Origin of the sequence: Bradyrhizobium sp. B039 (genome assembly GCF_038965675.1) — a bacterium.
Lineage (GTDB): Bacteria > Pseudomonadota > Alphaproteobacteria > Rhizobiales > Xanthobacteraceae > Bradyrhizobium > Bradyrhizobium diazoefficiens.
The window spans coordinates 1726105-1753096 of sequence record NZ_CP152416.1; the positions used below are offsets into that span (position 1 = coordinate 1726105).

Sequence of the window (26992 nt, forward strand, 5' to 3'; positions counted from 1 at the left end):
ATGAGCAAGGCAAATGGCGCGAGCCTGATCGACCTTCAGATCATGTGGCACCGGCTGATCGCCGTGGTCGAGGAGCAGGCGCAGGTGCTGCTCCGCACCGCGTTCAGCCCGATCGTGCGCGAATGCGGCGATCTCTCGGCCGGCGTGTTCGACCTCAAGGGGCGGATGCTGGCGCAGGCGGTCACCGGCACGCCCGGTCACGTCAACTCGATGGCGGAATCGGTCAAGCACTTCATCGACCGCTTCCCGATCGAGACGATGAAGGAGGGCGACGCCTACATCACCAACGATCCCTGGATGGGCACCGGCCATCTCAACGACTTCGTCGTCACCACGCCCTGCTTCAAGGACGGCAAGCTGGTCGCGCTGTTCTCCTGCACCAGCCATCTCATGGACATCGGCGGCATCGGCTTCGGGCCCGATGCCACCGACGTGTTCATGGAGGGGCTCTACATCCCCATGCTGAAGCTGATCGACCAGGGCGTCGTCAACGAGACGCTGATGGCGATGATCCGCACCAACACGCGGCTGCCGATCGACACCGAGGGCGACACCTATTCGCTCGCGGGCTGCAACGACGTCGGCTGCGAGCGCCTGGTCGAGATGATGACCGAGTTCGGCATCGACACGCTGGACGAGCTCGGCGACTACATCTGCGACCGCTCGCGCGAGGCCGTGCTGGCCGAGATCGCCAAGCTGCCGAAGGGAAGCTGGCGCAACACCATGGTCGTTGACGGCTATGACGCGCCGGTGACGCTGGCCGCAACGCTGACGATCTCGGACGCGGGCATTCACGTCGATTTCGACGGCACCTCGGCCGCCTCGAAGTTCGGCATCAACGTGCCTCTGTCCTACACCACGGCCTACACCGTGTTCGGCCTCGGCTGCGTCGTCGCCTCGCAGATCCCGAACAATGCCGGCTCGCTCTCGCCGTTGACGGTGTCGGCTCCCCCTGGCGCGATCCTCAATGCGCCGAAGCCTGCGCCGGTCGCCTCGCGCCACATCATCGGCCAGATGCTGCCCGACGTGGTGTTCGGCTGCCTGCGCCAGATCATTCCCGAGCGCGTGCCGGCGGAAGGCACCTCGTGCCTGTGGAATCTCAATGTGCGTGGACAGACCCGTTCGGGCGTCGGCGGCAATTACGGGTTCTCGATGGCGGTCACCAGCAATGGCGGCACTGGTGCGCGCTTCGGCAAGGACGGCCTGTCGGCCACCGCCTATCCCAGCGGCGTGCGCGGCACGCCGGTCGAGATCGCGGAAACACAGACGCCGCTGATCTTCTGGCGCAAGGAGCTGCGCCCGGATTCCGGCGGAGCAGGGCGCACCCGCGGCGGCCTCGGCCAGATCATCGAGGTCGGCAGCGGCGTCGACGCGCCGTTCGACATTCTGGCGGCGTTCGACCGTATCGATCATCCGCCGCGTGGCCGCGACGGCGGCCGGAACGGCGAGGCCGGCTATGTCGGCCTGAAATCCGGCAAGAAGCTGCGTGGCAAGGGCTTTCAGCAGGTGCCGCCGGACGACCGGCTGGTGGTGCTGACGCCCGGCGGCGCCGGCATCGGCGATCCGGCCGAGCGGCCGCGCGCGGCCGTCAACGACGACATCGAAAGCGGCCTCGTGTCTGCGGACAACGCGGTTGCGGTTTATGGGTACACGCGGTGACGCGTCAGGCGTCGTGAACGGAGGGGCTCAATGATCACGCGACGGAACTTCACTGCGGGCGCAGCGACGCTGCTCGCCGCCGGCCACATCTCGACCCGCGCGCGGGCCGCAACGACAAGCTGGGACATGTCGACGGTCTGGCCCGACGGCAATTTCCACACCCAGAACGCGATGGCGTTCGCCGAGGAGGTGAAGAAGCAGACCGGCGGCTCGGTCGCGATTACCGTGAAGGCCGGCGGCCAGCTCGGCTTCAAGGGCCCCGAACACTTGCGCGCCGTGCGCGATGGCCTCGTGCCGCTCGCCGACGTTCTCAACATCCAGCAGGTCGGCGATGAGCCCTTCATGGGCGTCGAGAGCATCCCCTTCCTGTGCAGCTCTATGGACGAGCTCAAGGTGCTGCACAAATATGTGCGGCCCGAATACGAGAAGGTCGCCGCGCGCAACAACCAGAAGATCCTCTACATCGTGCCGTGGCCGACGCAGTACCTGCATCTCAAGGTCAAGGTCGCCGACCTCGAGGGCCTGAAGAACATCAAGATCCGCGTGCCCGACAAGAACGCCGTCGACATGCTGGCGGTGGTCGGCATGGCGCCGGTGATGATCCCCTGGGGCGAGACGATCCCCGCGCTGGCGTCGGGGGCGGTCTCGGGCGTCTCCACCTCGGCGGTGTCGGGCGTCGACGGCAAGTTCTGGGAGTTTCTGAAGTACATCTACCCGACCAACCACGTCTGGTCGTCGCAGATGCTCACGGTCAATATCGACTCTTGGAAGGCGCTCAGCGCGGATCAGCAGAAGCTCGTCGCGGATACCGCCGCCAAGATGGAGCCGGGTTTCTGGGCGAACTCGCTCAAGGCCGACGTCGACAGTCTCAACCGCCTCAAGGAAGGCGGCATGGAGGTGATCCCGGTCTCGGAGGCGATGATGACGGACATCCGGGCCAAGACCGCGCCGCAGCTCGACGCCTTCCTCAAGCGTGTGCCGGCGGCCGACAAGCCGGTGCGGGCCTATCTCGCTGAAATGAAGCGCTGAGCCAAGCCATGGTCAGCGTTTCGCCCGCAGCACCGCAAAGTCTCAATGCAGCGGCGCCCGCGCCGCTGCGCATCCTGCTCGACGGCATCGACCGTCTCGGCCGGCTCGACGGCTGGATCGGCGGCGGCTGCCTGCTGACGCTGACGCTGTTGATGCTGTGCGAGGTCGCAACCCGCTTCCTCTCGAACTTCCTGCCGTTCTTCCCGCCGACCATCTCGATCGCGTGGGAATATTCCTCCTACCTGATGGCGGCGTCCTTCACCTTCGGCGCCGCCATGACCCTGCGCGTCGGCGGCCACATCCGCGTGGTGCTGCTGCTGAAGAACGTCCCCGCACCGTTCCAACGTGCGATCGAAATCCTCTCGGCCGCCGCCGGCTTCGCCTTCATGGCGTTCCTGACCTCCGCGATGGCGAAGTTCGCCTACGGCGCCTATGTGCGCGGCCAGGTCTCGACCTCGAGCGACACGCCGCTGTGGTTTCCGGAAGCCGTCGTCACCTTCGGCATGCTGCTGCTTACGCTCCAGTTCCTGGCGCGCGCGATCCAGGCCATCCTCGGCCTGCCGCTCGAGGATCACCGCATGAAGGCCTCGCCCGTCGAATGATCGTTTTGCCCGCACCCGGATTCAAGATCGCATGACCATCGAAGTCGTCGCCCTGTTTGGGATCCTGTTCGCGCTGCTGGCAGGCGGTGTCTGGATCGGTCTCACGCTCGCGCTCACCGCCACGCTGCTGCTGGCGATGTTCCGCTCGATTCCGCTCGACAAGCTGCTGCCGCAATACGCCTGGAACATTCTGACCACGCAGGAGCTGCTGGCGCTGCCGCTGTTCATCCTGATGGGCGAATTGTTGTTCCGCACCCGCCTGTCGCGCTCGCTGTTCCAGGGACTTGCGCCCTGGGCCGGTCTGCTGCCGGGCCGGCTGCTGCATGTGAACGTGATCGGCTGCACCATCTTCGCGGCGATCTCCGGCTCGTCCGCGGCGACCACGCAGGTGATCGGCCGCATGTCGCTCAACGAGCTCTTGCGCCGCGGCTATTCGCGCGACATCGCGATCGGCTCGCTCGCAGGCGCCGGCACGCTCGGCTTCCTGATCCCGCCGTCCAACATCATGATCATCTACGGCGTGCTCGGCGACGTCTCCATTCTCAAGCTCTTTACGGCCGGCGTGCTGCCCGGCCTGCTGCTGGCGGCCACCTTCATGGGCTGGGTGATGCTGCACACGACGCTCAAGCCCTCGATGGTGCCGGAGACGGAGGCAAAGCTCTCGCAGGTGCCGTGGGGCGAGCGTTTTGCGGCGCTCAAGGATCTCGCGCCGGCGCTGTTCCTGATCGCCTGCGTGCTCGGCTCGATGTATGGCGGGCTCGCCACGCCCTCGGAGGCCGCCGCCGTCGGGGTGCTCGGAGCGGGGCTGGTGGCCTGGGCGCAAGGCTCGATGTCGCAGCAGGTGATGCGCGACGTGCTGATCGGCTCGGTCGTGACCTGCTCGATGATCGCGCTGATCGTGCTCGGCGCCTCGATCCTCGGCAATGCCGCAGCCTTCCTCGGCATTCCTCAGGCGGTGGCCGCCTTCGTCAAGGGCCTCGGCCTGTCGCCCTTCATGCTGATCGTGGTGCTGATCATCTTCTACCTGATCCTGGGCTGCTTCCTCGACGGCTTCTCGATGATCGTGATGACGCTGCCGATCGTGCTGCCGATCGTGAAGGGCGCAGGTTTCGACGAGATCTGGTTCGGCATCTTCCTCGTGCTCGCGGTCGAGATGGCGCAGATCACCCCGCCGGTCGGCTTCAACCTGTTCGTGATCCAGGGCCTGACCGAAGACGGCCTCGGCTACATCGCGCGGGTCACGATGCCGTATCTCATGATCATGGTCGGCTTCGTGCTGCTGCTGACGCTGTGGCCCGGGATCGTCACGATCCTGCCGCGGGTGCTGTACGGATAGATTTGCGCCGCCCCGGCGACATAGCCGGGACGGCGTCTTGATTCACGAAGCTTACGCCGCCGCCTTCTTCCGCGCCTGCTCGGCCTTGTACAGCTCGAACTCCTCGGCGATCGCCTTCGCCACCGACGGCCGCTGGCGCAGGCGTTCGTAATAGGCCTTCACGTTCGGCCATTTGGCGAGCTCGATCGGCGGCGTCGCCATAGTCCAGTTGATGACCGTGACGAGATAGGCGTCGGCCACGCTGAAATGGTCGAGCAGGAAGTCGCGTCCCTCAAGGTAGTTGTCGAGATAGTCGAGCCGCGACAAGTTCTTCTCAAGCGCGTAGGCCTTCGTCTCCTGCGGCGCCTTGCGGTCGAGCACGGGGATGAAGAGGCCCTTGTGCAGTTCGGTGCCGATGAAGCAGAGCCATTGGTGCAGCCGCGTACGCTCGATGCCCGCGCTCGCGCCGAGGCCGGATTGCGGGAAGCGGTCCGCGACATATTGCAGGATCGCCGCGTTCTCGGTCAGCACCACGCCCTCGTCGGTGCGCAGCGTCGGCACGAGGCCGATCGGGTTGACGGTGCGGAAATCGGTGCCGTCCTTCAGCACCCTCTTGGTCGGCGGATCGACTTCGAGGTAATTCGCCTCGGCGCCGGCTTCGTACAGCGCGACGCGGGTCGCCATCGAGCAGGCGAGCGGCGAGAAATAGAGATCCATCTGTAGCCTCCTTGGGCAGTTCCTCTTTCGGGTATCGCTCAACCTGGCCAGATTGATTTTTGTACTGTGTTGCATAATATATCGGCGGTCAAGGATTAATTTGCGAAATGGTACAAAAATCGAAGCCGCCAACTGCTGCCAATGAGCCCGAGCGCCGCGGCGAACCTAAGCGCCGCGGCCGTCCGCGGGCCTATGAGCCCGATGTCGCGCTCGGCAAGGCGCTCGACCTGTTCCGCAGGCAGGGCTTTGCCGCGACTTCGCTCGACGATCTCAGCGAGGCCACCGGCATGAACCGGCCGAGTCTCTACGGGGCCTTCGGCGACAAGCGCGAGCTCTACATCAAGAGCTACCAGCGCTACCGCGAGGACGCGCGGGCATCCATGGCCGCGATCTTTCGCGAGGAGATGCCGCTGCGCCAGCGGCTGGAGCGCATCTTCGCCTCCGCGCTGAACATCTATCTGTCCGGCGAAACGGGCCCGCGCGGCTGCTTCACGGTGGTGACGGCGGCGTCCGAAGCGGTCGGTGATCCCGACATCCGCGCCATGGTGCTCGACGGTCTCGCCGAGCTCGACAAGGCGTTTGCGAATTGCTTCCGCCGCGCCAAGGAGAAGGGCGAACTGCCGGAGAGCGCCGACCCGGCCGTGCTGGCCCAGCTTGCATCAGCGACGGTACACTCGATCGCCATCCGCTCGCGCGCGCGTGTCTCGCGGAAAGATCTGGAAGCGATCGTGAAGGGCGCGATCGATGTGATGGTGGGAGTCAGGCCCTAGCTGTCGTCCCGGACAAGCGCAGCTCCCGACAACGCGTAGCGTTGTCTAGAGCGGAGCGCCGATCCGGGACCCATAGCCATAGGGAGTGGTTTGGCGAAGACTCGGGGTTATCAGTCTCGCGCTGCAACTTCTCCCTGGGGTTATGGGTCCCCGCCTTCGCGGGGACGACAGCGAGAATGTAGCGCGATCCCGCGCTCGACTACGCCGCCCGGATATGCGCGAGGAACCGATCCACCTCGTCGCGCAGCCGTTGCGACTGCTTCGACAGCTCGATCGCGGAGCCCAGCACTTCCTCGGCCGCCGTTCCGGTCGCTGCGATGCCGGCGGTGACGCCGGAGATGTTCTGCGAGACTTCGCCGGTGCGGGCGGCGGCCTGCTGGACGTTCTGTGCGATCTCCTGCGTCGCGGTGCCCTGTTGCCCGACGGCGGCGGCAATCGCGGCCGAGATTTCGTCGACCTGCTGGATCGTCGCACAGATCGACTGGATGCCGTCGACCGCGCCGGTGGTCTCTCCTTGTACCGCGGTGACCTGCGCGCCGATCTCCTCGGTTGCCTTTGCGGTCTGGGTCGCCAGCGCCTTCACTTCGGAGGCGACGACGGCAAAGCCGCGACCGGCTTCGCCCGCGCGCGCCGCTTCGATCGTCGCGTTGAGCGCCAGCAGATTGGTCTGGCCCGCAATGCCATTGATGAAGGAGACCACGTCGCCGATTTTCTGCGCGGCATCCGCCAGGCTCTGCACGCGCGCATTCGATTGCCGTCCGTCGCTCGCGGCCTTGCCGACCACCTCGGTCGCGTGGGCGAGCCGCCGGCTGATCTCGGTCATCGACGAGGACAATTCTTCCGCGGCAGCCGCGACCGTCTGCACGTTCTCGGAGGCCAGCGCCGAGGCCGACGACACCGTGCGGGTCTGCTCGCGCGACTGCTCGACGATGGCGGACATCGAGCGCGCCGTGTGCTCCATCTCGACCGCGGCCGCGGACACCGTGGTGACGACCTCGCGGATGCTGGCCTCGAAATTGTCGGCGAGCGCGGCGAAGGCGCGCCGCTTCTCCGCCTCGGACTGCGCCTTGGCCTCGAGCTGCTCGGCCTGGAGCTTGTCAAAATTCACCGCATTGTCGCGGAACACCGCGACCGCCTTCACCATCGCGCCCACCTCGTCATTCGCCTTGCTGGTGGGCACGGCGACATCGAGACGTCCGTCCGCGAGCTCGCGCATCACGTTCGTGATCGACAGGATCGGGCGCGAGATGCTGCGGGCGATGAGATAGCCGACGATCGCCGCGAGCACGAGCCCGAGCGCGGCGATCCCGATCGCCAGCAGCCAGGCGCGATCGGCGGAAGCCTCGTAATCGGCATTGTCCATCACAAGCTCGACCGCGCCGAGCGGCTTGCCGGAAAAGTCCCTGATCGGTCCGAGCAGCGCGGCGACCGGCGTGGTGTCGAGCCTGGCTTGTCGCACCGTGAAGCCGCCCTCGGCGGCGCGGCCGTAATCGGCCGTATCGAAGAAGCTCTTGCCCTTCAGCGTGCCCCCGAACAGCTTGAAGCCCGAGCCGTCGGCGAGATGGAAGGCGACGTCGACATGGCGGTTGGTCTTGAAATCGTCGAGGAAAGGCTGGCCGAAGGTCAGGCCGAATTCGACCGTGCCGAGATGCTTAGCCCCTTGCGCGATTGGCACCACGCCGCGGATGCCGAGCCCGGCCACGCCGCCTTCGAGCCCGACCACGACCTTGCGGTCCTGGTTGGCGACGACGACGGTCTTGCGGAAGCCGGAGAGGTCGTCGCCGAACTTGGCCGGCTGGTGCACGCGTAGGTAAGACGTCGCCGGCGGCACGTGGAACTGGAACTGGTCGACGCCGTAGTCGGATTTGATCGCAGTGAACACCGGTCCGAACAGGCGCACCAGCGCCTCGCGGTCCTGCTTCGCCATCGCCTCCTGCGTCGCCGGCATCGCGGCCACCACGGCGCTCATCGCGGCGGCGCGGTGCGATTCCTCGGCGATGCGCGATTGCAGGGCGTCGTAATGGCTGCGCAGTTCGCGCTGGTCGGCGCGGTCGATGATGCCGGCGATGATCCACATCGCGCCCAGCACGGCAAACAGCGCGGTCGCCGCCGCCGTCACCGCCAGCGCAACCGTGATCCGCATCCTGAGGCCGAGGCTCGTCCGCATGTCCGACTCGTTCTTTGAGCGTTGGTTAACAACGCTTATCAACTTCTCGCTAAGAGAGGGTGAACGGAATACCGGCTGAGCGGGGTGGTCGTGGGGGGCGAGTGAAACGGTGGGCGCGTGCCAAAAACTCCGATGTCGTCCTGGCGAAAGCCAGGACCATAACCACCGGACGTAGTTTGGCGAAGATTCGTGGTTGCCACTTCGCACCACGACTGCTCCCTGGGGGATTGGGTTCCTGGCTTTCGCCAGGACGACGCCGAGGGTGGGGCGGCCGCGTGCGGCCCTAATACCCCCGCGCCCGGTCCACCACGTTCTCCAGAGCGCCGCCCGCCTCGAACCGTGCGATCTGCTCGGCGACATAGGCCGAGATCGCTTCCGCGTCGGTGTCCGCGGCGTTGTGCGGGGTCAGCAGCACCTTGGGATGGGTCCAGAAGCGGCTGTCTTTCGGCTGCGGCTCCTGCACGAAGACGTCGAGCGAGGCGGCGCCCAGCGTGCCGTCGTCGAGACAGGCCAGGATGTCGGCTTCGTTCTGCAAGCCGCCGCGGCCGGCATTGATCAGCACGGGGGCGCCGAGCGGGCTCTTGCGGTTGAGCTTTGTGAAGACGTCGCGGTTGAGGATGCCGTGCGTGTCCGGTGTCAGCGGCAACAGCGAGACCAGGATGTCGGTCGCGCGCAGGAACGCATCGATTCCGGCGGTGCCATGGAAGCACTCGACGCCCTCGATGGTGCGCGGGCTGCGGCTCCAGCCGGCGACGCGGAAGCCGAGCCGCCGCAGCACGTCGGCCGCGTCCGCACCCAGCGTGCCCAGTCCCATGACGCCGACCGTGACTGCGCTTGTCGGCCACTGATATTTCGGCTCCCAGCGCTTCTCGCGCTGCGACTGCCGCAAATACAGCTCCTGGCGGTGGTGCATCAGCACGTGAAGCACGACGTATTCGGTCATGCGATTGGTCAGGTCGGGCACGGCGACGCGAACCAGCGGCACGTCGGGCAGGCTCTTGTCCGCCATCAGGGCATCGACGCCGGCGCCGAGATTGAAGATCGCGCGCAGATTGGGGAACGAGCCGAGATCGCCGGGCACCGGCTTCCACACCGCGGCATAATGCACCTCGGCCGGATCGAGCGCCGGATCCGGCAGCAGCACCACGCGGCGGCCTCCGCAGACCGAATCGAACCGGGCCTTCCAGCGCTCCGGCAGCCAGTTCTGCTGCGTGCTGTTGATCAGGACGGCCAGTGTGCCTTTGGTCATTCGAAGTGCCTCGTCGTGTTCCGATTTTGAGGGCTCTCCTTGGCACGATCTGCCGGATTTTTCTTGCAAATTTTTTCCGCAGCCCTGTCGGGGCGGGGCATAGTGGATCGTCTTTACAACAAGAGGTCAGGGAAGGTGCTGCCCATGCTTTATGCGATCCTTTGCTATCATGACGAGGACTTCGTCGGCTCCTGGAGCAAGGACCAGGACGAGGCGGTGATGAAGAAGCTCGCCGTGGTGCAGGAGAAGCTCACGAGCCAAGGCCGGCTCGGTCCGGTGGCGCGGCTGTTGCCGACCACCGCGGCGGCGACGCTGCGTAAAGAGGACCCGCCGCTGGTGCTCGACGGCCCCTATGCCGAGACCAAGGAGCAGTTGCTCGGCTTCTACATCGTCGACTGCAAGAACCTCGACGATGCGCTCGACGTCGCGCGGGACCTCGGCGCCGCCAACCCCGGCGGCGCCTATGAGGTGCGTCCCGTCGGCGTGTTCAGGCCCGGAGGAAATTTGACGTGAGCGAGACTGATACCGCCTGGATCGAGACCGCGCTGACTTCGGCGCGACCCCAGGCGGTCGGCGCGCTGCTGCGCTATTTCCGCGATCTCGACACCGCCGAGGAGGCTTTCCAGAACGCCTGCCTGCGCGCGCTCAAGACCTGGCCGCAGAACGGCCCGCCGCGCGATCCCGCGGCCTGGCTGATCATGGTCGGCCGCAATGTCGCGATCGACGAGGTGCGGCGCGCCCGCAAGCAGCAGCCGCTGCCCGAGGACGATCAGGCGATCTCCGATCTCGACGATGCCGAGGGCGCGCTCGCCGAGCGGCTCGACGGCTCGCATTATCGCGACGACATTTTGCGGCTGATGTTCATCTGCTGCCACCCGCAATTGCCGGCGACGCAGCAGATCGCGCTCGCCTTGCGCATCGTCTCCGGTCTCACGGTGAAGCAGATCGCGCGCGCTTTCCTGGTCTCGGAGGCGGCGATGGAGCAGCGCATCACGCGCGCCAAGGCGAAGGTCGCGGAGGCCGGGACGCCTTTCGAAACGCCCGGCCCGATCGAACGCTCCGAGCGGCTCGCGGGCGTCGCGGCGATGATCTACCTGATCTTCAACGAGGGTTATTCGGCGAGCGGCGACACCGCCGAGATCAGAAAGCCGCTCTGCGAGGAGGCGATCCGGCTGGCGCGGCTGCTCCTGCGGCTGTTCCAGAGCGAGCCGGAGATCATGGGGCTGGCGGCGTTGCTGCTGTTGCAGCATGCGCGCAGCGCCGCGCGGTTTGCTGACGACGGTTCGCTGATCTTGCTGGAGGACCAGGATCGCTCCTTGTGGAACGGCGCCATGATCGCGGAAGGGCTGGCGCTGATCGACAAGGCGATGCGCCATCGCCGCAGCGGGCCCTACCAGATTCAGGCCGCAATCGCCGCGTTGCATGCCCGTGCGGCGACGCCGGAGGAGACCGACTGGGCCCAGATCGACCTGCTCTATGGCGCGCTGGAACTGGCGCAGCCGTCGCCGGTGGTGACGCTCAATCGCGCGGTCGCGGTGTCCAAGGTGAGCGGGCCGCAAGCCGCGCTCGACCTGATCGAGCCGCTGGCACCAAAGCTTGGCAACTACTTCCATTTCCACGGCGTGCGCGGTGCCTTCCTGATGCAGCTCGGCCGCAATGACGAAGCCCGCATCGCCTTCGACCGCGCCATCGCGCTCGCCAACACTTCGGCGGAAGCCGCCCACATCCGCATGCACATCGATCGCCTGATCCGGGACAGCCAGCCGAAGAGCAGCAACGGGAGCGCCAGGCAGGGTGCGAAGGCGAAATGACGGCTTGCCGTCATTCCGGGGCGATGCGAAGCATCGAACCCGGAATCTCGAGATTCCGGGTTCGGTCCTGCGGACCGCCCCGGAATGACGATCCAAAAAATCTCATTTCGAATTGTCGGCCTCAGCCTCCTCCCTTCGTCTTAATCCCGTATCCAGGGAGCCGTTCATGCTGAAAGCCATTGCCATCATCGCCATCGTGCTCGCGGTCGGACTAGCGGGCGTCCTCGGCTTCGCCCTCACCAAGCCTGACACCTTTCGCGTCGAGCGTTCGCTCGCCGTGAAGGCGCCGGCCGATGCCATCTATCCGGTGGTCGCCGACTTCCACTTCTGGACCAGCTGGTCGCCCTATGAGAACCGCGATCCCGCCATGAAGCGGACGTTCGGCGGAACAGCACGGGGCAAGGGCGCGACCTATGCCTGGGACGGGAACAACAACGTCGGCGCCGGCCACATGGAGATCCTCGAGGCGAGCACGCCGTCGAAGCTCCGCATCAAGCTCGATTTCGAGCGCCCCTTCGAAGGCCACAACACCGCCGAGTTCACCTTTGTGCCGCAAGGCGATGCCACACTGGTCACATGGGCGATGTACGGTCCGGCGCCCTTCATGTCCAAGGTGATGCAGGTCTTCATCAACATGGACAGCATGATCGGGAAGGATTTCGAGGCCGGCCTCGTCAGCCTGAAGAAGCTCACCGAGAAACAATGAGCCTCACAACCCAGGGAAAGAAAAGGAGAGAAGCGATGCTCAATCCATATCTGTTCTATCAGGACACTTGCGAAGCGGCGTTCAACTTCTACGCCAAGGTTCTCGGCGGCAAGATCGACGCGATGATGCGCGTCTCGGACGCGCCGCCGGACATGCCGGCCGCCCCCGGCCGCGAGAAGACGATCATGCATGCGCGGATGTCGTTACCCGGCGGCAGCGTGCTGATGGCCTCCGACGCGCCGCCCGAGCATGTCCAGAAGCCGCAGGGCTTCTCGATCTCGCTGACGATCGCCGACGTCGCGGACGCCGAGCGCAAGTTCAACGCGCTCGCCGACGGTGGCACCGTCACCATGCCGTTCAGCAAGACGTTCTGGGCCAAGGGGTTTGGCATGTGCGTCGACAAGTTCGGCATCCCCTGGATGGTGAACTGCCCGGCGGAGGGAATGTGACGGGCGCGACCGCCTGGCACGCGGCGCCCCTCCCTCGATCGTTGCGGGTAAGGGGCGCGCCCAAGGCGGTCACGTCATAGCCGGATCGGCCGTTTGCTGTTTCAACGGACCGATCCGGTCACGTCCTCGCCGGGGGACGGCGACTGGACGCAGCGAGGGCAGATCACGAGCTTCGTGCCGAGCTGCCTGTCATTCTCCGCTTCGATTTCGTCATGGACCGCCCACCACGCTTCGGAGTAGGGGCGCAAGGTCCCGAGCACTCTTTCCCGTTCCTGATTGGGATTTTCCTGCGTGGGTGCGGGGTTCGCTGCGCGCCGCTTTGTGACGGGTGGCCGGTTCGGGTTCTGTCCGAGGCCGTCCCATGCGATCGGACGACGCTCCTGCGCCGGCGCCGCCGCGCAGCCCATGAGCGCTGCGCAAAAAGTAAGCAAGACGAAGCCGTGTCGCATCATGCCGAACCCTCAGTGCGGTACGCGACACACAAAATCCGCGTGAGGGATTTTGCATCGCGTCGGTTAAATGGAACCTAAGGGAAACGAACTGGCCGGCATGGCCGGATAGGAATATGGAGTCTCGATTCGCATGACTTTGCGAGAGCAGTGGGGCCGCTTCGTGAAATGATCGGGACCGCATCGCACAACAACTGGCGCAATAATAGGCTGTGAACTGCCTGTCAAAATCGCTAATCATTCCTTCATAAATTCTACAAACTGGGATGGGCGTACTTACAAGGGGAGCGACCGATGGCAGCGGCGCTACAGATCAATTTTGCACTTTGGGGTATGCTTATCTGCGCGAGCATGGAATTGGCGCAGATGATCCAGAGGTTCTTCTAGAACCCGGCGACCGCATGACCGGCGTAATTTCGCCGGCGCGCTTGCGTGCTAGCTCACGAGCGCCATTAGCTCACAAGCAATGCGATGAGCGTGAAGCTGACGCTTGCGATCACAATCATCGAAACGACGTAGTTGCGCGGCCGCGCCGTCCGCGAGGGCGGCGGTCTCCTCGGTCGTAGCGGCGCGATGTCGTGCCGGGCGGGTTCCGTCGGCGCGAGTGCGGCTTCTGCGCCCGAGCCGATATACTTCACGTAGAGCTCGAGCAGCCGCAGTTCGGACGGCAGGTCCATCAGGCCCTCGCGGTCGCGCCGCGTCAGCAGTTCGAATTCGACGGTTTCCTCGGCGCTCAGTTGGCCAAGGACGATCCGTCCCCGGTCCGACAGGCGGTAGCGAAAATCGATGGGCTGCATAGCGTGCGACCCCTTTTAAAAATGAGCAATCTTGAAAAAAACGGCACCATCCTCGTCCGTGACCACTGCTGAGATCGTGACGCCGCCGCGGTCTCAGTCTGAGCCGCGACCATCATAGACTGCAGGGAAAGGCTGGAAACCGCGTAAATTGTGCAGGCATTGCGAAGCGGTTGAGCGGATTCGGCGTCCGGAAAGTCGAAATTCTGCAAAACTGCTCAATCGTCGGACAGCGGCGGACGCAACCTGGTCACGCGGCTGGTGACCGCCAAGTCCTCACCGGCAGCGCGGATAGATCGCGGCGAGGTCGCGCCCCTTCAACAGCAGCAACCGTGAGGTGAGGCCGCCGCGGTGGCTGATCCAGTCGCGCACCGGCCCCGGATAGGCTTGGAGCACCGCGTCGGAGGCTTCCGGCTCGGCATAGAAGCGCCCGCGCCGGTCGACCGAACGCGCGGCATGGAAGCCGAGCACGGCGCGTTTGGTGACACAGATGCGCTCGCCCGGCACGATGCTCAGCACCAGCGTGCAGGCGGACAGGCAGGGACCGTCGATCACCACGCGCTCGCCGCTCTCGCGCACCTTCTCGAATAGGTCGAGGAACGGCCCGACCCGTCCGCCGGGTGATTGGATGATGCGGATTTCGGCGGCAACCGGTGCGGAGGCGAGCAGGGCGGTCGCGAGCATTAGGGCTTTGACCAAAACGGCACGTTGCATCGTACTCTCCGCACATTCGACGTCGTCGGGCGGGCAAAGCGTCGCGCGCCCAACAATGGCACCCAAATCCGGAGACGGTGATGGGCACGGCGCGTCGCGCCTTTGTCCACCCTACAAATCCTGTGCCTACCCGTTGCGGCGCTGGCCGCGCAACGTGGGCAGGCCGATACCCGCTGCATCGAAGCCGCCATCAACGGCCAAAATTTGACCGGTGATGTAGCTCGCGCGTTCCGAGCACAGGAAATAGATCGCTTCCGCGAGTTCCTCCTCGAGGCCGTAGCGGTTGAGCGGAATGGCGTCGTGATAGTCGGCGCGGATCTCCTTGGTGTGCACCTGCTTGGCCATCGCGGTGTCGACCGGCCCCGGCGCGACCGCGTTGACGCGGATGTTGAGCGAGGCGAGCTCGACCGCGAGCTGCTTGGTCAGGTGCGCGAGCCCCGCCTTGCTGGTGCCGTAGGCCGAGCGCAAGGTCGAGGCACGCACCGCCGAGATCGAGGTGATGTTGACGATGGCGCCGCCGTCGCTGTCGCGCATCAAGGGCACCGCGGCCTTAGTGCAGAGGAACGGGCCGGTGAGGTTGACCTCGAGCATGCGGCGCCAGTCGGCATCCGGCGTCTCCATCAGCGGCGCGAACACGGCGATCCCGGCATTGTTGACGAGCGCGTCGAGCCGGCCGAACCGCCGCTCGATCGTCGTCATCGCGGCGCCGACCGCCGCCGCGTCGGAGACATCGCAGGTCAGCGCGAGCGTCGCCTCGCCTTGGCCAATCTCGGCGACGGCGCGGCCGAGCAGCTCCCCCTCGATGTCGAGCAGCGCCACGCGCCAGCCCTCGCCAAGGAACTTCTTCGCGGTCGCAAGCCCGATGCCGCGCGCGGCTCCGGTGACGAGGGCGACTTTTTGCGGGGCCTGCGGCATTTGCTAATCTGTCCTGTGTTCGAAAGGCTGTTCCCACGCGAGGGCCGGTCCCTTTTACTTCGCTTTGGTCCCGACGAGAAAGGCCCTGGCGATGCCCATCGATCCGGACGAGAACCACTCGACATATTCTTGCGTTCTGCCGGCGGAACGCCTGGCGCGATGTCGGCGCGGCCGCCGCTGCATCGTCTTCTAAGCGACGTCTGCCGAGGAGACCGATCCATGCCTGACGACCACGCCCGCCTGATCCGAGACCTCTTCGCCGCCTATCTCGCCAATGACCGGCAACGGGTGAGCGAGGCGCTCGCCGACGACTTCCGCTTCACCAGCCCGTTCGACGACGACCTCGACAAGGCGACCTATTTCGAACGCTGCTGGCGGGACACCGGCTGGATCGCGCGCCACGAGATCGAGCGCATCTTCGTCGTCGGCGACGAGGCTTTCGTCACCTATCGCTGCCTGGCGACCGATGGCAGGAGCTTTCGCAACACCGAGTTCCTCAGCTTCGCCGGCGGCCGGATCCGCCGCGTCGAGGTCTATTTCGGCGCCGCCTTCCAGGACGGCCGGTTCCTGCCGCAGCCGCGCTGAGGCAGGAACTTCCGAGGCATGACCTCCGGAATCATTTTCCGCCACGGTGTCGATTCCATAGCAAGGCATTCGTCTTACAGGGAAGCGCGGGCTGGTTCGGCCCGCTGATCTCCCCCGGATTCCGGGGCTGCGCCTCGCGGCGCATCCCGGAAGGACCAGGTAAGCAAGGAACTGCCCATGCGATTCATGATGCTGATGATCCCGCTCGGCTACGAGACCGCGCCGCCGGACGTGCAACTCGATCCCGAGCGCGTCGCCGCGATGATGCGTTACAACGAGGCGCTGAATGACGCCGGCGTCCTGATCACGCTCGACGGCCTGCATCCGCCCGCGATGGGCGCGCGCGTGTCGTTTGCGACTGGCGAGCCTGTTGTGACCGACGGCCCCTTCACTGAAGCCAAGGAAGTGCTGGGCGGCTACTGGATGATCGAGGTCGCCTCGCGTGCCGAGGCGATCGGGTGGGCGAAGAAGTGCCCGGCCGCGGTCAATGAAGTCATTGAGATCCGGCAGGTGCAGGAGATGACCGACTTTCCGCCGGACGTGCAGGCCGCGGCCGCCGGCTTCGGCGGTCTGAAGAACTAGCCAGAGCGGGCGCGATTGGAATTCGCGGCCGTCATCAACAAAGTCATCAACAGAGGAGAGAACCAATGAGCACCGACACCTATCTCGCCGTCTTCCTCGGCAGCAAGACCAGCCCGAAATGGGCTGCATGGAACGCGATGTCAGACGCCGAGCGCAAGGCGAAGGAACTGGAGGGCATCGCGGCCTGGAAGGGTTGGGCCGAGAAGCATCAAGGCGCGATCCAGGCGATGGGCGGTCCGCTCGGCAAGACCAAGCGGGTCGATGACAAGGGCATCGCCGACATCGCCAACGAGATGGGCGCCTTCACCGTGGTCCGCGCTGCGTCCCACGAAGCGGCCGCGAAGATGTTCGAGAACCACCCGCACTTCGCGATCTTCCCCGGCGAGCGCGTCGAGATCATGCCGGTGCTGCCGATCCCGGGCGGTTAGGGCCCCGCCGTCATTCCGGGGCGCGCGCGAGCGCGCGAACCCGGAATCTCGAGATTCCGGGTTCGGCTCTTTCGAGCCGCCCCGGAATGACGGTGGAAATACGGGTTCACCAAATCCAGCTTGCGCTAGTGACCTTCACGCCCGGCTCATGTAAAGCTCGTTCACATGAGCTGGCGCAAGGAGACGCGCCGCGCCGAGCGCGGCTATCACCACGGCAATCTGAAGGAAGCCCTGTTGCAGGCGGCCCTCGGGTTGATTGCCGAGAAGGGCGCGGCCGGCTTCACCTTCGCCGATGCGGCGCGCATGGCCGGCGTCAGCGCAGCGGCGCCCTACCGGCATTTCCGCGACCGTGACGAACTGTTGTCCTCGATCGCCCAGCGCGGCTTCGAGCAGTTCGAGGCGCGCTTGACCGCGGCCTGGGACGACGGGCGGCCCGATACGGTCACGGCGTTCGAGCGGGTCGGCAGGGCCTATCTTGCCTTCGCCCGCGAGGAGCCGGCGTTCTACAACGCGATGTTCGAGTCCGGCCTGCCGGTCGATGCCAACCCGGCGCTCCAGGCCGCGAGCGAGCGTGCTTTCAACATCATTCGCGCCGCCGCGGAGCGCCTTGCGGCACTTGCACCGCCCGGCACGCCGCGGCCGCCGGCGATGATGATGGCGCTGCACATCTGGTCGATGGCGCATGGCGTGGCCTCGCTGTTCTCGCGCGGCGATGCTGCGCGACGAAAACTGCCGATGTCGCCGGACGAGCTGTTAGAGGCCGAGGTGCTGATCTATCTGCGCGGTCTCGGCTTCCCGACCGACCGCCGTCCGCCCGCCAAAGGCGCCGAGCCGCCGCCGGTGCCTCCGGAGGCATCCTCCGGTTCTGGCGTGCCGCCGGGCGGCCCCTGGGGCAAGCCGAAATAAAATTGCGCAAATAATTCGCCAGGCCTGTCGGGTGGCCGGCTTGACAAAATCGCGGGATGGTCTAGCTATGTAAATGTTATTTACATTCACAACGGCGCAGATGCCGTCATGGAGATGGGAAATGGCCTACACCGCTGATGTCAATCGATGGCGCGGCCCCTCGGACCAACACTATGAGCGCCCCCATATGCTCGACACGCCTTGGCATCCCGGCTGGATCGCCGTGACCATCCTCGGCTTCATCATCTGGTGGCCGATCGGACTTGCCCTTCTCTTTTTCACACTCGGGAGCAGAAAAATGGGTTGCTGGAGCCACCAGGATCGCTGGCAGAACAAGATGGAGCGGATGCAGTACAAGATGGACCGCATGCGCGGCCGTATGGAGCGCCGCGGCTTCGGCTTTGGCTTCGGCCCGCCCTCGAGCGGCAACCGCGCCTTCGACGAATACCGCACCGAGACGCTGCAGCGGCTCGAAGAGGAGCAGGTCGAATTCAAGAACTTCCTCGACCGTCTGCGTCACGCCAAGGACAAGGAAGAGTTCGACCAGTTCATGGCCCAGCACAAGACGCGTCCGACCCCGCCGCCGACCGACCAGCAGCAGGGTTGATCTGGACACCTCTCAAAGCCTTCAGGCGCATGCCCCCAAAGTCCTGATGGCCCCGAGCCGCCCGCCTGCGCATCCCGCAGGCGGGCGGTTTGGTTTTTGGGGGGCCGCTTTGCCTCGCCTCGCTTGCGGGGAGAGGGAGTAGACCGAGCCACTGCTTGGCTACGAGCCGCCAGAACCCAGACCTGTTCATCCGACACCAAGACTTGCGCGTCCCGTCTCACCGGGCGGCGCTACTCATGTTGGACGACAGCATCATGGACCTCTGGACCCGCCTGCTCCTCGGCGTGACCGCCTTCGCGGTGCTGGGTTACATCGGCGTCGTCTATGGCGGCTGCGCGGCCGATCCCGACTGCCATTTCCGCCTGTGTCCCGGCCGGCATTCGCTATGTGGCGTTGATCACGCACATGTGCAGGACCGGTAGAACCCGACTCGCGCCCGGCCCGACCAAGCCCTGACAGCGCACTTGCCGCGCGCCAACAGGGCCGACCATGATGAACGCCGAACGTAAGGAGATCAGACAGCGGCTCGCGCTTCTCGAGCGCGCGTCTGCGCTGTTCGATCGATTCGGCGTCTCAGTGCCGCTCGCGATCGCGTTCCTCAACCACTGGCCGACGGAGATCAAGTCCTATCAGGACCTCGTGACCACCGATGCCTGGAAGATCTTTCTCAGCTGCGCCCTCTACGAGCTTGCCGCGTTCGCGCTGCGGCGCGCCGTCAAGTTTGCGACAGCGGACCTTGCCCCATGATCCTGCTCCGCGATTTCGCGCTTTACGTCCTGCCGGCCCTCGTCGCAGGCGGCGGCTGGCTGTATGCACTGTGCCTGCGCAAGCGGGCGCGGTCGGGCCGCGCCCCCGAGCGGCGTTACGTCCCCCCGGCATCACTGGCGCCTTGATCCGGACCGCCTATATTCGCCTGCACAAACGAAGGGCGCACCGGAGGCGGCGATGGCGGAGGCTGCGATCATGGCGAGCGACGGCCTCTGGCAACGGGTCCGCGGCGAGGCGCAGCGCGCGGCGGATGCCGATCCCGTCTTCGGCAAGGCGCTTGCCGGCACCATTCTCGCTCATGATGATTTCGCCGCGGCCTTGTCCGATCTGATCGGACGCCGGCTCGGCGGCAGCGCAGCCGAGCGCGCGCGCTTCTCGGCCTTTTCCTTCGATGCCTTTCGCGGCTCGCCAGATCTGATCGAGGTGGCCGGCCGTGACTTGCAGGCGATCGCGATCCACGATCCCGCCATCGCCGACCTGTTGCCGCCGCTGCTGCATTTCAAGGGCTATGTCGCGCTGCAAGCCTGGCGCGTCTCGAACTGGCTCTGGCACCATGACCATCGCGATGCGGCGCTGCTGTTCCAGAACGAAGCGTCGAATGCGCTGCAGGTCAGCATTCATCCGGCCGCCAGCATCGGATCGTCAGTCTATCTCGACCACGCCACCGGCATCGTGATCGGCGCCAACGTCGTGATCGGCGACGAGGTCACCATCCTCCAGAACGTCAGCATCGGCCGCGGCAGTGAACTGCCGACGCGCTCGCCGCGGATCGGCCGCGGCATCTATATCGGCGGCGGTGCGACCATCCTCGGCGACATCAGGGTCGGCGATTTCGCCAAGATCGGCGCCGACGCGCTCGTGACGTCAGACGTTCCTGCTGGCTGCACGGCCGTCGGCAATCCCGCGCGGCTGACCAACTGCCCCGAACCTGCCTCGGCGGCCTGATCCCATCATTGTACGGAGCGACCCCATGAAGACCGCAATCGTGATCGGTGTCGGCCCGGACCGCGGGCTCGGGGCCCGGCTCTGCAAGCGCTTTGCGGCCGATGGGCTCAAGGTGATCGTCGCGGGCCGCACGTTGTCCGCGTTGCAGGCGGTTGCAGACGACATCATCAAGGCGGGCGGAGCGGCCGTGCCCATCGTCGCGGACGCGACCAGCGAGAGCGACGTTGTCGCTCTGTTTGATGCCGCCGGCGAAGACCTCGATCTCGCCATCTACAACGCCGGCAACAATACGCCCGGCAAGATCATCGAGATGGACGCCGACTATTTCGAGCAGGCCTGGCGCGTCGTGTGCTTCGGCGGCTTTCTGTTCGGCCGCGAGGCGGTGCGTCGCATGGTGCCGAAGAAGGCGGGCACGCTGCTCTTCACCGGCGCCAGCGCCTCGCTGCGCGGCCGCGCCGGCTACGGCGCCTTCAACGCGTCCAAGGCCGGCCTGCGCACGCTGGCCCAGGCCATGGCGAAGGAATATGCGGGCGACGGCATCCATGTCGGCCATGTCGTGGTCGACGGTGCGATCGCTGGCGACAAGATCTTTTCGCGCTTTCCCGATGCGGCGAGCCGCGAAGACAGCCTGATCGACATTGAAGGCATCGTCGATGGCTTCGCGTTCCTCTACCGCCAGCCCGAACGCGCCTGGTCGTTCGAACTCGATGTGCGGACCTCGAAGGAGAAGTGGTGAGGGGGCGGCCCTCGACCATTTCTACCCCGTCAGTGCCCGGGTATGACCGTCGTAGGGGCGGCGTAGACGATCAATACCCGTCCGCCAGTCCACTGTTGCGGCGTGGATCGTTCGCCCCGTAGTAGCGATTGTTGCCGACTTGCTCGCCGTTAAGCGACGGCGCGCCGACGATGATCACCGCGAGGTGGTTCGCCGGTTGCGGCGGCCCGAATTTGTGGCCCATGACCTCGAGAATCTTGCGCGTGTCCGGCGACAGCGCATAGTCCTCGACATTGGTCAGGTCCGGCAGCCATTGCTGGTGGATGCGCGGCATGTCGACGGCTTCCTGTGCGTTCATGCCGTAATCGATCGCGTTGATCATGGTCTGCAGCACGGCCGTGATGATGCGGCTGCCGCCGGGCGTGCCCACCACCATGACGGTCTTGCCGTCCTTGGTGACGATGGTCGGGCTCATCGAGGACAGCGGCCGCTTGCCCGGAGCGATGGCATTCGCCTCGCCCTGCACCAGGCCATAAAGGTTCGGCACCCCGACCTTGGCGGTGAAGTCGTCCATTTCGTCGTTCAGGAGCACGCCGGTCTTGGCCGCCGTCACCTTGGCGCCGAACCAATCGTTCAGCGTGTACGTGACCGATACCGCGTTGCCGTCCTTGTCCGCGATTGAATAATGCGTGGTGTTGCTGCCCTCGTGCGGCGCGACGCCCGGCTTGATGTCCTTGGATATCCCGGCCTTGTTCGGATCGATCACGGCGCGGATATTGGCTGCGTAATTCTTGTCGAGGAGGCGATCGAGCGGATTCTTCACGAAATCCGGATCGCCGAGATAGCTGTTGCGGTCCACGTAAGCATGCCGCATGGCCTCGATCTGCACGTGCACGGCCTGCGCGGAATGGTAGCCCAGCTCCTTCAGAGGATAGCCCTCCAGGATATTCAGGATCTCGCAGATGACGACGCCGCCCGAGCTTGGTGGCGGCGCGGAAATCACGTGATAGCCGCGATAGTCGCATTCGACAGGTGCGAGCTCGCGCGTCTTGTAGCCGTCGAGGTCGTCCTGCGTCAGCAGGCCCTTGCCGGCCTGGCTCGATGCCACGATGGCGCTGCCGACCCATCCCTTGTAGAAACCGTCGGTGCCCTTGCTGCTGATCTCGCGCAATGTCTTGGCGAGCTCCGGCTGCATCAGCCTCTCACCCACCTGGAACGGCTGACTGTTGTTGAGGAAGATGGCGGCCGTTGCGGGATCGTCTCGAAAATCCGCGGTGGCGGTACGCAACAGGTCGATATCGCCCTGGTCCAGCGCAAAGCCCTGCTCGGCGAGCTGGATCGCGGGGGCGAGCAGGTCGGCGCGCTTCATGGTGCCGTATTTTTCGCGCGCATATTCCATCCCCGAGACGGATCCTGGCACGCCGACAGCCAGATGCCCCTTGGTCGAAAGGCCCTTGATGACGTTGCCGTCCTTGTCGAGATACATGTTCGCAGTTGCGCCCTTGGGCGCCGTCTCGCGGAAATCGAGGAAGGTCTTGCGGCCGTCGGCGAGCTGGATCGTCATGAAGCCGCCACCACCGAGATTGCCGGCGGCCGGATAGACGACGGCCAGGGCATAGCCGACGGCCACGGCGGCATCGACGGCATTGCCGCCGCGCCTGAGCACATCGACACCCACCTGGGTCGCCAGATGCTGCGCGGACACCACCATGCCGTTTTGCGCGGCGACCGGCGCGACCGACGCCGCACGCACGGCGCCGAATGTGACGAGGCTGACCGATACGATCGCTGCGGCCATCCACCGCACATTGGATTGTGGTTTTGGCAAGGGACGCTCCTCGGGCTGGCCGGTGATGCCGGCATATTATTGTCAGCGAACTCAGCCTGTCAGCTCGTGCCCGCCGTGAGATGCGAGATGGAGCATGTGGACGTGGTGTAGCTGTGGCGCACGCTATGCCTTCTGCGATTTCGGGCTGGGCAGGGGAGGAGGTTCCAGAAGGGGCGTCCGCTGTGCAGTGTCGTAGCGCCAAGAGTCCCATTGCGCTCCCTCCCGCCTTGGGATCGCCTTGGGGGGGGAACCGGCCTCGCCAGTGGCACCTGGCTCCGGTCCGTCGGCCGCCATGTACCGCCATGTCCCGCAGCAAAACGGCCAACCGTCTGTGCCGCCTGCCTTTCCGGCAGCCAAATTCAGCTCCGGTAACCCCGCATTAACTATCGCCGGGCTCTGGTAAGGGTGGACAATCGCGCCCATAGCCGTCGTCGAGGCCCATAGTTTTGACATCTTGGCAGGGAATGCAGGCGGCCGGCTTTGGACGAGCCCCCTGCACCCCAGAAAGACAAGGCTTTGAGCGGGCTTGCCGGCCGCGCCGGTTCTAGCGCGGCAGTTGGGGAACCGGCGGTCATTTGCTGCCACGGAACATCGGGTAACGATCGCCTTGAGAGGATACAGCTTATGAATCCGGCCGACGTGGCTCAGTCAGCCCTTCCGGTTGCCGCTTCCGCGGACGTGTCGCTGATCGCGCTGTTCTGGCAGGCTCACTGGATCGTGAAAGCGGTGATGCTGGGACTTTTGTCCTGCTCGGTCTGGGTCTGGGCGATCGCCATCGACAAGATCTTCCTGTTTGCCCGTACCCGCCGCTCGATGGACCGTTTCGAGCAGGCCTTCTGGTCCGGCGAGTCGATCGAGGAGCTCTATCGCACCCTCTCGGCCAAGCCGACGCATTCGATGGCGGCCTGCTTCGTGGCGGCGATGCGCGAGTGGAAGCGCTCGTTCGAGAGCCACGCCCGCTCGGTGGCGGGCCTTCAGATGCGCATCGACAAGGTGATGAACGTCTCGATCGCACGCGAGGTCGAGCGCCTGGAGCGCCGGCTGCTGGTGCTCGCCACCGTCGGCTCCGCCGGCCCCTTCGTCGGCCTGTTCGGCACGGTCTGGGGCATCATGTCGAGCTTCCAGTCGATCGCGGCGTCGAAAAATACCTCCCTGGCGGTGGTCGCCCCCGGTATCGCCGAGGCGCTGTTTGCGACCGCCGTCGGCCTTATCGCCGCCATTCCTGCCACTATTTTCTACAATAAGTTCACCTCCGAGGTGAACCGGCAGGCCCAGCGGCTCGAAGGCTTCGCCGATGAATTTTCAGCCATTCTGTCGCGTCAGATCGACGAGCGGGGCTGACGGACGGCATGTATAGTGTGAAGGGCAATTTGGGCACCAGACCATGGGCATGAACGTCGCGAGTTCGTCCGGAGGCGGCGGCCGCCGCAGCCGGCGCAAGCCGGTCATGGCCGAGATCAACGTCACGCCGATGGTCGACGTGATGCTGGTGCTGCTCATCATTTTCATGGTGTCGGCGCCGCTGCTCACGGTCGGCGTGCCGCTCGACCTGCCGCAGACCCAGGCCAAGAGCCTCGAGCAGAACGATCAGAAGCCGATCCAGATGTCGGTCGACATCAAGGGCAAGGTGTTCATCAACGACGCCGAGATCGCGATCAACGAGCTGGTGCCGAAGCTGAAGGCGATCACGGACGCGCGCGGCGGTCTCGAGGAACGCATCTATCTGCGCGCCGACAAGAAGGCGGATTACGGCACGGTGGCCAGGGTGATGGGCCTGTTGTCCGGTGCGGGGTTCAAGAAGCTGGCGCTCGTCACGGAAGCGGACCAGGGGTAAGCCGTGAAGGTGAACGTCGACAAGACACTCGTTGCGTCGATTGCCCTCCATGTCCTCGTGCTTGGATGGGGGCTGGTCACCTTTAGCAGCAGGGCCTACGTCGCGCCGGAAGAGTCGCTCCCGATCGACATCATCTCCTCCGATCAGCTCGCGAAGATGATGTCGGGGCAGAAGACCGGCGAGAAGGACAAGCCGAAGCCCAAGGTCGAGAAGATCGCCGAGCCCAAGCCCGAAGAGGACGCCGTCGGGAAGGTCACCGAGAAGAAAGAGCTGATCAAGACCAACGCGACGCCCGAGCCGCCGCCGAAGCCCGTCGAGAAACCGGTCGAGAAGAAGCCCGAGCCGCCCAAGCCCGTCGCCGAGGCGAAGCCGAAGGAAGAACCGAAGCCGCAGGAAAAGAAGCCCGATCCGGCCAAGGAAGATCCGATCGCCGAGCTGCAGAAGAAGCTGGAAACGAAGAAGCCGCCGCCCAAGCCCGTGGAGCAGAAGGTCGCGGCGGTGCAGCCGCAGCAGCAGCCGAAGCCCAAGGAGCGCAGCTTCGATCCCGCGCAGATCCAGCGCGACCTCGACAAGCGCGCTGCGACCCGGCATGAACTCGCTGGAACGGCGCTGAATGCGTCGGCGTCGCTGGGATCGACGACCGGGACTGCCGCCAACAACGTTGCGACCTGGCGAGGTGCGTTCCAGGGCGCAGTCAAGCGCTGCTTCACGCCCACCTATAACGGGCAGGACGCCGATCAATACGAAGCCGACATCGACATTCCCATGAAGATCGACGGATCGCTGGCGTCCGAGCCCATCGTGGTTGCGGTGAGAGGACCGTCGCGGTCGATTGCCCAGGCGGTGGCCGAGAGCGCCAAGCGCGCCATCGTGCAATGTCAGGTCTATTCGTTCATGCCGAAGCAGCAGTACGAGAGCTGGAAGCTCATCCCGATGACTTTCGGCCTGAAAGACATGTTGTGACATCCGAACAAAAGAATTTTGCAATGAATGACGCTCGATCGATCACCCGCCGCCGCTTCATGACCCTGACCGGGTCGGGACTTGCGATGCTTGGGGGCGGACATGCGTTCGCTCAGGGCCAGCCGCGGCTCCGCATCGATCCCACCGAATTCCAGCCGGTCCCGATCGCGATCACCAACTTCCTGCCGGGCTCACCGTCGGACGGCGACGTCGGCAACGGTGTCACGCAGGTCATCACCAACAATCTGAAGCGCTCTGGCCTGTTCGCGCCGATCGACCAGGCCGCGTTCATCGAGCGCATCAGCAACATCGACGTCGCGCCGCAATTCCAGAACTGGAAGACCATCAACGCCCAGGCGCTGGTCACCGGCCGCATGACGCGGCAGCCGGACGGAAGGCTGAAGGCCGAATTCCGCCTCTGGGACGTGGTCTCCGGCCAGCAGCTTGCCGGCCAGCAATACTTCACCTCGCCGGAATACTGGCGCCGCATCGCCCATATCATCTCCGACCAGATCTACGAGCGGATGACCGGCGAGAAGGGCTATTTCGACAGCCGCGTGGTTTTCGTGGACGAGACCGGGCCGAAGGAGCGCCGCGTCAAGCGGCTCGCCATGATGGACCAGGACGGCGCCAATGTGCGCTATCTGACCCGCGGCTCCGACCTCGTGCTGACGCCGCGCTTCTCGCCGAACTCGCAAGAGATCACCTACATGGAGTTCGGCCAGGGCGATCCGAAGGTCTATCTCTTCAACATCGAGACCGGCCAGCGCGAGATCGTCGGGAACTTCCCCGGCATGACCTTTGCGCCGCGCTTCTCGCCGGACGGCCAGCGCGTCATCATGAGCCTGCAACAGGGCGGCAACTCCAACCTGTTCGTGATGGATCTGCGTTCGCGCTCGACCACGCGTCTCACCGACACGCCGGCGATCGACACGTCTCCGTCTTACTCGCCGGACGGCACCCGCATCTGCTTCGAGTCCGATCGCGGTGGCCGGTCGCAGATCTACGTCATGGCCGCGGGCGGGGGAGCTGCGCAGCGCATCTCCTTCTCCAAGGACGACACCAACGCCACCTATTCGACGCCGGTGTGGTCGCCGCGCGGCGACTACATCGCCTTCACCAGGCAGGGCGGCGGACAGTTCTCGATCGGCGTCATGAAGCCGGACGGCAGCGGCGAGCGGTTGCTCACCTCCGGCTTCCACAACGAGGGCCCGACCTTCTCGCCGAACGGCCGCGTGCTGATGTTCTTCCGCGATCCCGGCGGCAGCGGCGGACCGTCGCTGTACAGCGTCGACATTTCCGGCCGCAACGAGCTGAAGGTGCCGACGCCGGGCTTCGCCTCCGACCCGGCATGGTCGCCGCTGTTGTCGTCGACGGCTGGTCAATAGATCGCGCGTTTGGACGCGCGATCTTTTCGAAAAATCACGCCGATTTTTTCGGGTTCTGCGCGCGCGGCAAGCTTTCCTTCACCTTGCGCTCGGCAAC

General features: G+C 65.3%; 30 protein-coding genes. 22 read left to right on the forward strand and 8 right to left on the reverse strand.

What is annotated here, in order from left to right; translation table 11 throughout:
- From AAFG50_RS08150 to AAFG50_RS08165, 4 genes are read left to right on the forward strand one after another with little or no spacing between them, the layout of a single operon-like run.
- Window positions 1–1659, forward strand: a complete 1659-nt coding sequence (locus tag AAFG50_RS08150; protein WP_028172990.1) for a hydantoinase B/oxoprolinase family protein — start codon at window positions 1–3, stop codon at window positions 1657–1659.
- Between the two features lie 30 nt (window positions 1660–1689).
- The gene (locus AAFG50_RS08155; protein WP_028172991.1) at window positions 1690–2688 is read left to right on the forward strand and encodes a TRAP transporter substrate-binding protein; all 999 of its coding nucleotides are present in this window, start codon (window positions 1690–1692) and stop codon (window positions 2686–2688) included.
- 8 nt (window positions 2689–2696) lie between these two features.
- On the forward strand, window positions 2697–3290 hold the full coding sequence (locus AAFG50_RS08160; protein WP_028172992.1) for a TRAP transporter small permease: 594 nt from the start codon (window positions 2697–2699) through the stop codon (window positions 3288–3290).
- 31 nt (window positions 3291–3321) lie between these two features.
- Window positions 3322–4626: a TRAP transporter large permease subunit gene (locus AAFG50_RS08165; RefSeq protein ID WP_011089911.1), complete on the forward strand. Its 1305-nt coding sequence runs from the start codon at window positions 3322–3324 to the stop codon at window positions 4624–4626.
- 51 nt (window positions 4627–4677) lie between these two features.
- On the opposite strand, the gene AAFG50_RS08170 is transcribed toward AAFG50_RS08165, so the two are convergent.
- A complete protein-coding gene (locus AAFG50_RS08170; protein ID WP_011089910.1) occupies window positions 4678–5322 on the reverse strand; it encodes a glutathione binding-like protein in 645 nt (214 codons plus the stop codon).
- A 107-nt stretch (window positions 5323–5429) separates the two neighbouring features.
- On the opposite strand from AAFG50_RS08170, the gene AAFG50_RS08175 reads away from it, so the two are divergent.
- Window positions 5430–6092: a TetR/AcrR family transcriptional regulator gene (locus AAFG50_RS08175; RefSeq protein ID WP_028172993.1), complete on the forward strand. Its 663-nt coding sequence runs from the start codon at window positions 5430–5432 to the stop codon at window positions 6090–6092.
- A 199-nt stretch (window positions 6093–6291) separates the two neighbouring features.
- Here AAFG50_RS08175 and AAFG50_RS08180 read toward each other — a convergent pair whose 3' ends face one another.
- Together AAFG50_RS08180 and AAFG50_RS08185 are read right to left on the reverse strand one after the other, a co-directional pair.
- On the reverse strand, window positions 6292–8259 hold the full coding sequence (locus AAFG50_RS08180; protein WP_028172994.1) for a methyl-accepting chemotaxis protein: 1968 nt from the start codon (window positions 8257–8259) through the stop codon (window positions 6292–6294).
- Between the two features lie 283 nt (window positions 8260–8542).
- Window positions 8543–9508 (reverse strand): glyoxylate/hydroxypyruvate reductase A, encoded by a 966-nt coding sequence (locus AAFG50_RS08185; RefSeq protein WP_028172995.1) that lies wholly within the window; start codon window positions 9506–9508, stop codon window positions 8543–8545.
- Between the two features lie 144 nt (window positions 9509–9652).
- On the opposite strand from AAFG50_RS08185, the gene AAFG50_RS08190 reads away from it, so the two are divergent.
- From AAFG50_RS08190 to AAFG50_RS08205, 4 genes are all read left to right on the forward strand, one after another.
- Window positions 9653–10021 (forward strand): YciI family protein, encoded by a 369-nt coding sequence (locus AAFG50_RS08190; protein WP_011089906.1) that lies wholly within the window; start codon window positions 9653–9655, stop codon window positions 10019–10021.
- A complete protein-coding gene (locus AAFG50_RS08195; protein ID WP_028172996.1) occupies window positions 10018–11319 on the forward strand; it encodes an RNA polymerase sigma factor in 1302 nt (433 codons plus the stop codon). Before AAFG50_RS08190 ends, AAFG50_RS08195 begins: the two co-directional genes overlap by 4 nt.
- Window positions 11320–11485: 166 nt before the next feature.
- Complete coding sequence (locus AAFG50_RS08200; protein WP_028172997.1) at window positions 11486–12025, forward strand: SRPBCC family protein; 540 nt, start codon at window positions 11486–11488, stop codon at window positions 12023–12025.
- Window positions 12026–12060: 35 nt separating this feature from the next.
- Entirely contained in the window at window positions 12061–12474 is a 414-nt protein-coding gene (locus AAFG50_RS08205; protein WP_011089903.1) for a VOC family protein, read from the forward strand.
- Between the two features lie 101 nt (window positions 12475–12575).
- On the opposite strand, the gene AAFG50_RS08210 is transcribed toward AAFG50_RS08205, so the two are convergent.
- The 4 genes from AAFG50_RS08210 to AAFG50_RS08225 form a co-directional block, all read right to left on the reverse strand.
- Window positions 12576–12926, reverse strand: a complete 351-nt coding sequence (locus tag AAFG50_RS08210) for a hypothetical protein (protein ID WP_028172998.1) — start codon at window positions 12924–12926, stop codon at window positions 12576–12578.
- Window positions 12927–13375: 449 nt separating this feature from the next.
- Window positions 13376–13720, reverse strand: coding sequence for a hypothetical protein (locus AAFG50_RS08215; protein WP_028172999.1), 345 nt, complete (start codon window positions 13718–13720; stop codon window positions 13376–13378).
- 273 nt (window positions 13721–13993) lie between these two features.
- Window positions 13994–14431: a hypothetical protein gene (locus AAFG50_RS08220; RefSeq protein WP_011089901.1), complete on the reverse strand. Its 438-nt coding sequence runs from the start codon at window positions 14429–14431 to the stop codon at window positions 13994–13996.
- A gap of 126 nt (window positions 14432–14557) precedes the next feature.
- Window positions 14558–15346 (reverse strand): SDR family oxidoreductase, encoded by a 789-nt coding sequence (locus tag AAFG50_RS08225; RefSeq protein WP_028173000.1) that lies wholly within the window; start codon window positions 15344–15346, stop codon window positions 14558–14560.
- A gap of 219 nt (window positions 15347–15565) precedes the next feature.
- Between AAFG50_RS08225 and AAFG50_RS08230 the strand changes: the two genes are divergently transcribed.
- The 9 genes from AAFG50_RS08230 (at window position 15566) to AAFG50_RS08270 (ending at window position 20903) form a co-directional block, all read left to right on the forward strand.
- Window positions 15566–15931 carry a nuclear transport factor 2 family protein gene (locus tag AAFG50_RS08230; protein ID WP_028173001.1) on the forward strand — a complete coding sequence of 122 codons (366 nt, stop codon included), beginning with the start codon at window positions 15566–15568 and terminating at the stop codon, window positions 15929–15931.
- Between the two features lie 177 nt (window positions 15932–16108).
- Window positions 16109–16513, forward strand: coding sequence for a YciI family protein (locus tag AAFG50_RS08235; protein ID WP_011089898.1), 405 nt, complete (start codon window positions 16109–16111; stop codon window positions 16511–16513).
- Between the two features lie 65 nt (window positions 16514–16578).
- Window positions 16579–16941 carry a hypothetical protein gene (locus tag AAFG50_RS08240; protein ID WP_011089897.1) on the forward strand — a complete coding sequence of 121 codons (363 nt, stop codon included), beginning with the start codon at window positions 16579–16581 and terminating at the stop codon, window positions 16939–16941.
- A 165-nt stretch (window positions 16942–17106) separates the two neighbouring features.
- On the forward strand, window positions 17107–17847 hold the full coding sequence (locus tag AAFG50_RS08245; protein ID WP_011089896.1) for a TetR/AcrR family transcriptional regulator: 741 nt from the start codon (window positions 17107–17109) through the stop codon (window positions 17845–17847).
- Between the two features lie 121 nt (window positions 17848–17968).
- On the forward strand, window positions 17969–18454 hold the full coding sequence (locus AAFG50_RS08250; RefSeq protein ID WP_028173002.1) for a DUF2852 domain-containing protein: 486 nt from the start codon (window positions 17969–17971) through the stop codon (window positions 18452–18454).
- 236 nt (window positions 18455–18690) lie between these two features.
- On the forward strand, window positions 18691–18876 hold the full coding sequence (locus AAFG50_RS08255) for a hypothetical protein (protein WP_011089894.1): 186 nt from the start codon (window positions 18691–18693) through the stop codon (window positions 18874–18876).
- 70 nt (window positions 18877–18946) lie between these two features.
- Window positions 18947–19201, forward strand: a complete 255-nt coding sequence (locus AAFG50_RS08260) for a hypothetical protein (protein ID WP_231166635.1) — start codon at window positions 18947–18949, stop codon at window positions 19199–19201.
- A 198-nt stretch (window positions 19202–19399) separates the two neighbouring features.
- A complete protein-coding gene (locus AAFG50_RS08265; RefSeq protein ID WP_011089893.1) occupies window positions 19400–20167 on the forward strand; it encodes a serine acetyltransferase in 768 nt (255 codons plus the stop codon).
- Between the two features lie 25 nt (window positions 20168–20192).
- Complete coding sequence (locus tag AAFG50_RS08270) at window positions 20193–20903, forward strand: SDR family NAD(P)-dependent oxidoreductase (RefSeq protein ID WP_011089892.1); 711 nt, start codon at window positions 20193–20195, stop codon at window positions 20901–20903.
- A gap of 70 nt (window positions 20904–20973) precedes the next feature.
- Here the strand turns inward: AAFG50_RS08270 and ggt are convergent, their stop codons facing one another.
- The gene (gene ggt / locus AAFG50_RS08275) at window positions 20974–22680 is read right to left on the reverse strand and encodes a gamma-glutamyltransferase (RefSeq protein WP_039186997.1); all 1707 of its coding nucleotides are present in this window, start codon (window positions 22678–22680) and stop codon (window positions 20974–20976) included.
- Between the two features lie 654 nt (window positions 22681–23334).
- Here ggt and tolQ point away from each other — a divergent pair.
- Genes tolQ through tolB form a run of 4 tightly spaced genes read left to right on the forward strand, consistent with a single transcriptional unit; the run spans window position 23335 to window position 26895 of the window.
- Entirely contained in the window at window positions 23335–24051 is a 717-nt protein-coding gene (gene tolQ, locus AAFG50_RS08280; protein WP_018641591.1) for a protein TolQ, read from the forward strand.
- Window positions 24052–24094: 43 nt separating this feature from the next.
- Window positions 24095–24544: a protein TolR gene (tolR, locus tag AAFG50_RS08285; RefSeq protein ID WP_028173005.1), complete on the forward strand. Its 450-nt coding sequence runs from the start codon at window positions 24095–24097 to the stop codon at window positions 24542–24544.
- Window positions 24545–24547: 3 nt separating this feature from the next.
- Complete coding sequence (locus AAFG50_RS08290; protein WP_011089888.1) at window positions 24548–25507, forward strand: cell envelope integrity protein TolA; 960 nt, start codon at window positions 24548–24550, stop codon at window positions 25505–25507.
- 23 nt (window positions 25508–25530) lie between these two features.
- Complete coding sequence (gene tolB, locus AAFG50_RS08295) at window positions 25531–26895, forward strand: Tol-Pal system beta propeller repeat protein TolB (protein ID WP_028173006.1); 1365 nt, start codon at window positions 25531–25533, stop codon at window positions 26893–26895.
- The last annotated feature ends 97 nt before the right edge of the window (window positions 26896–26992 follow it).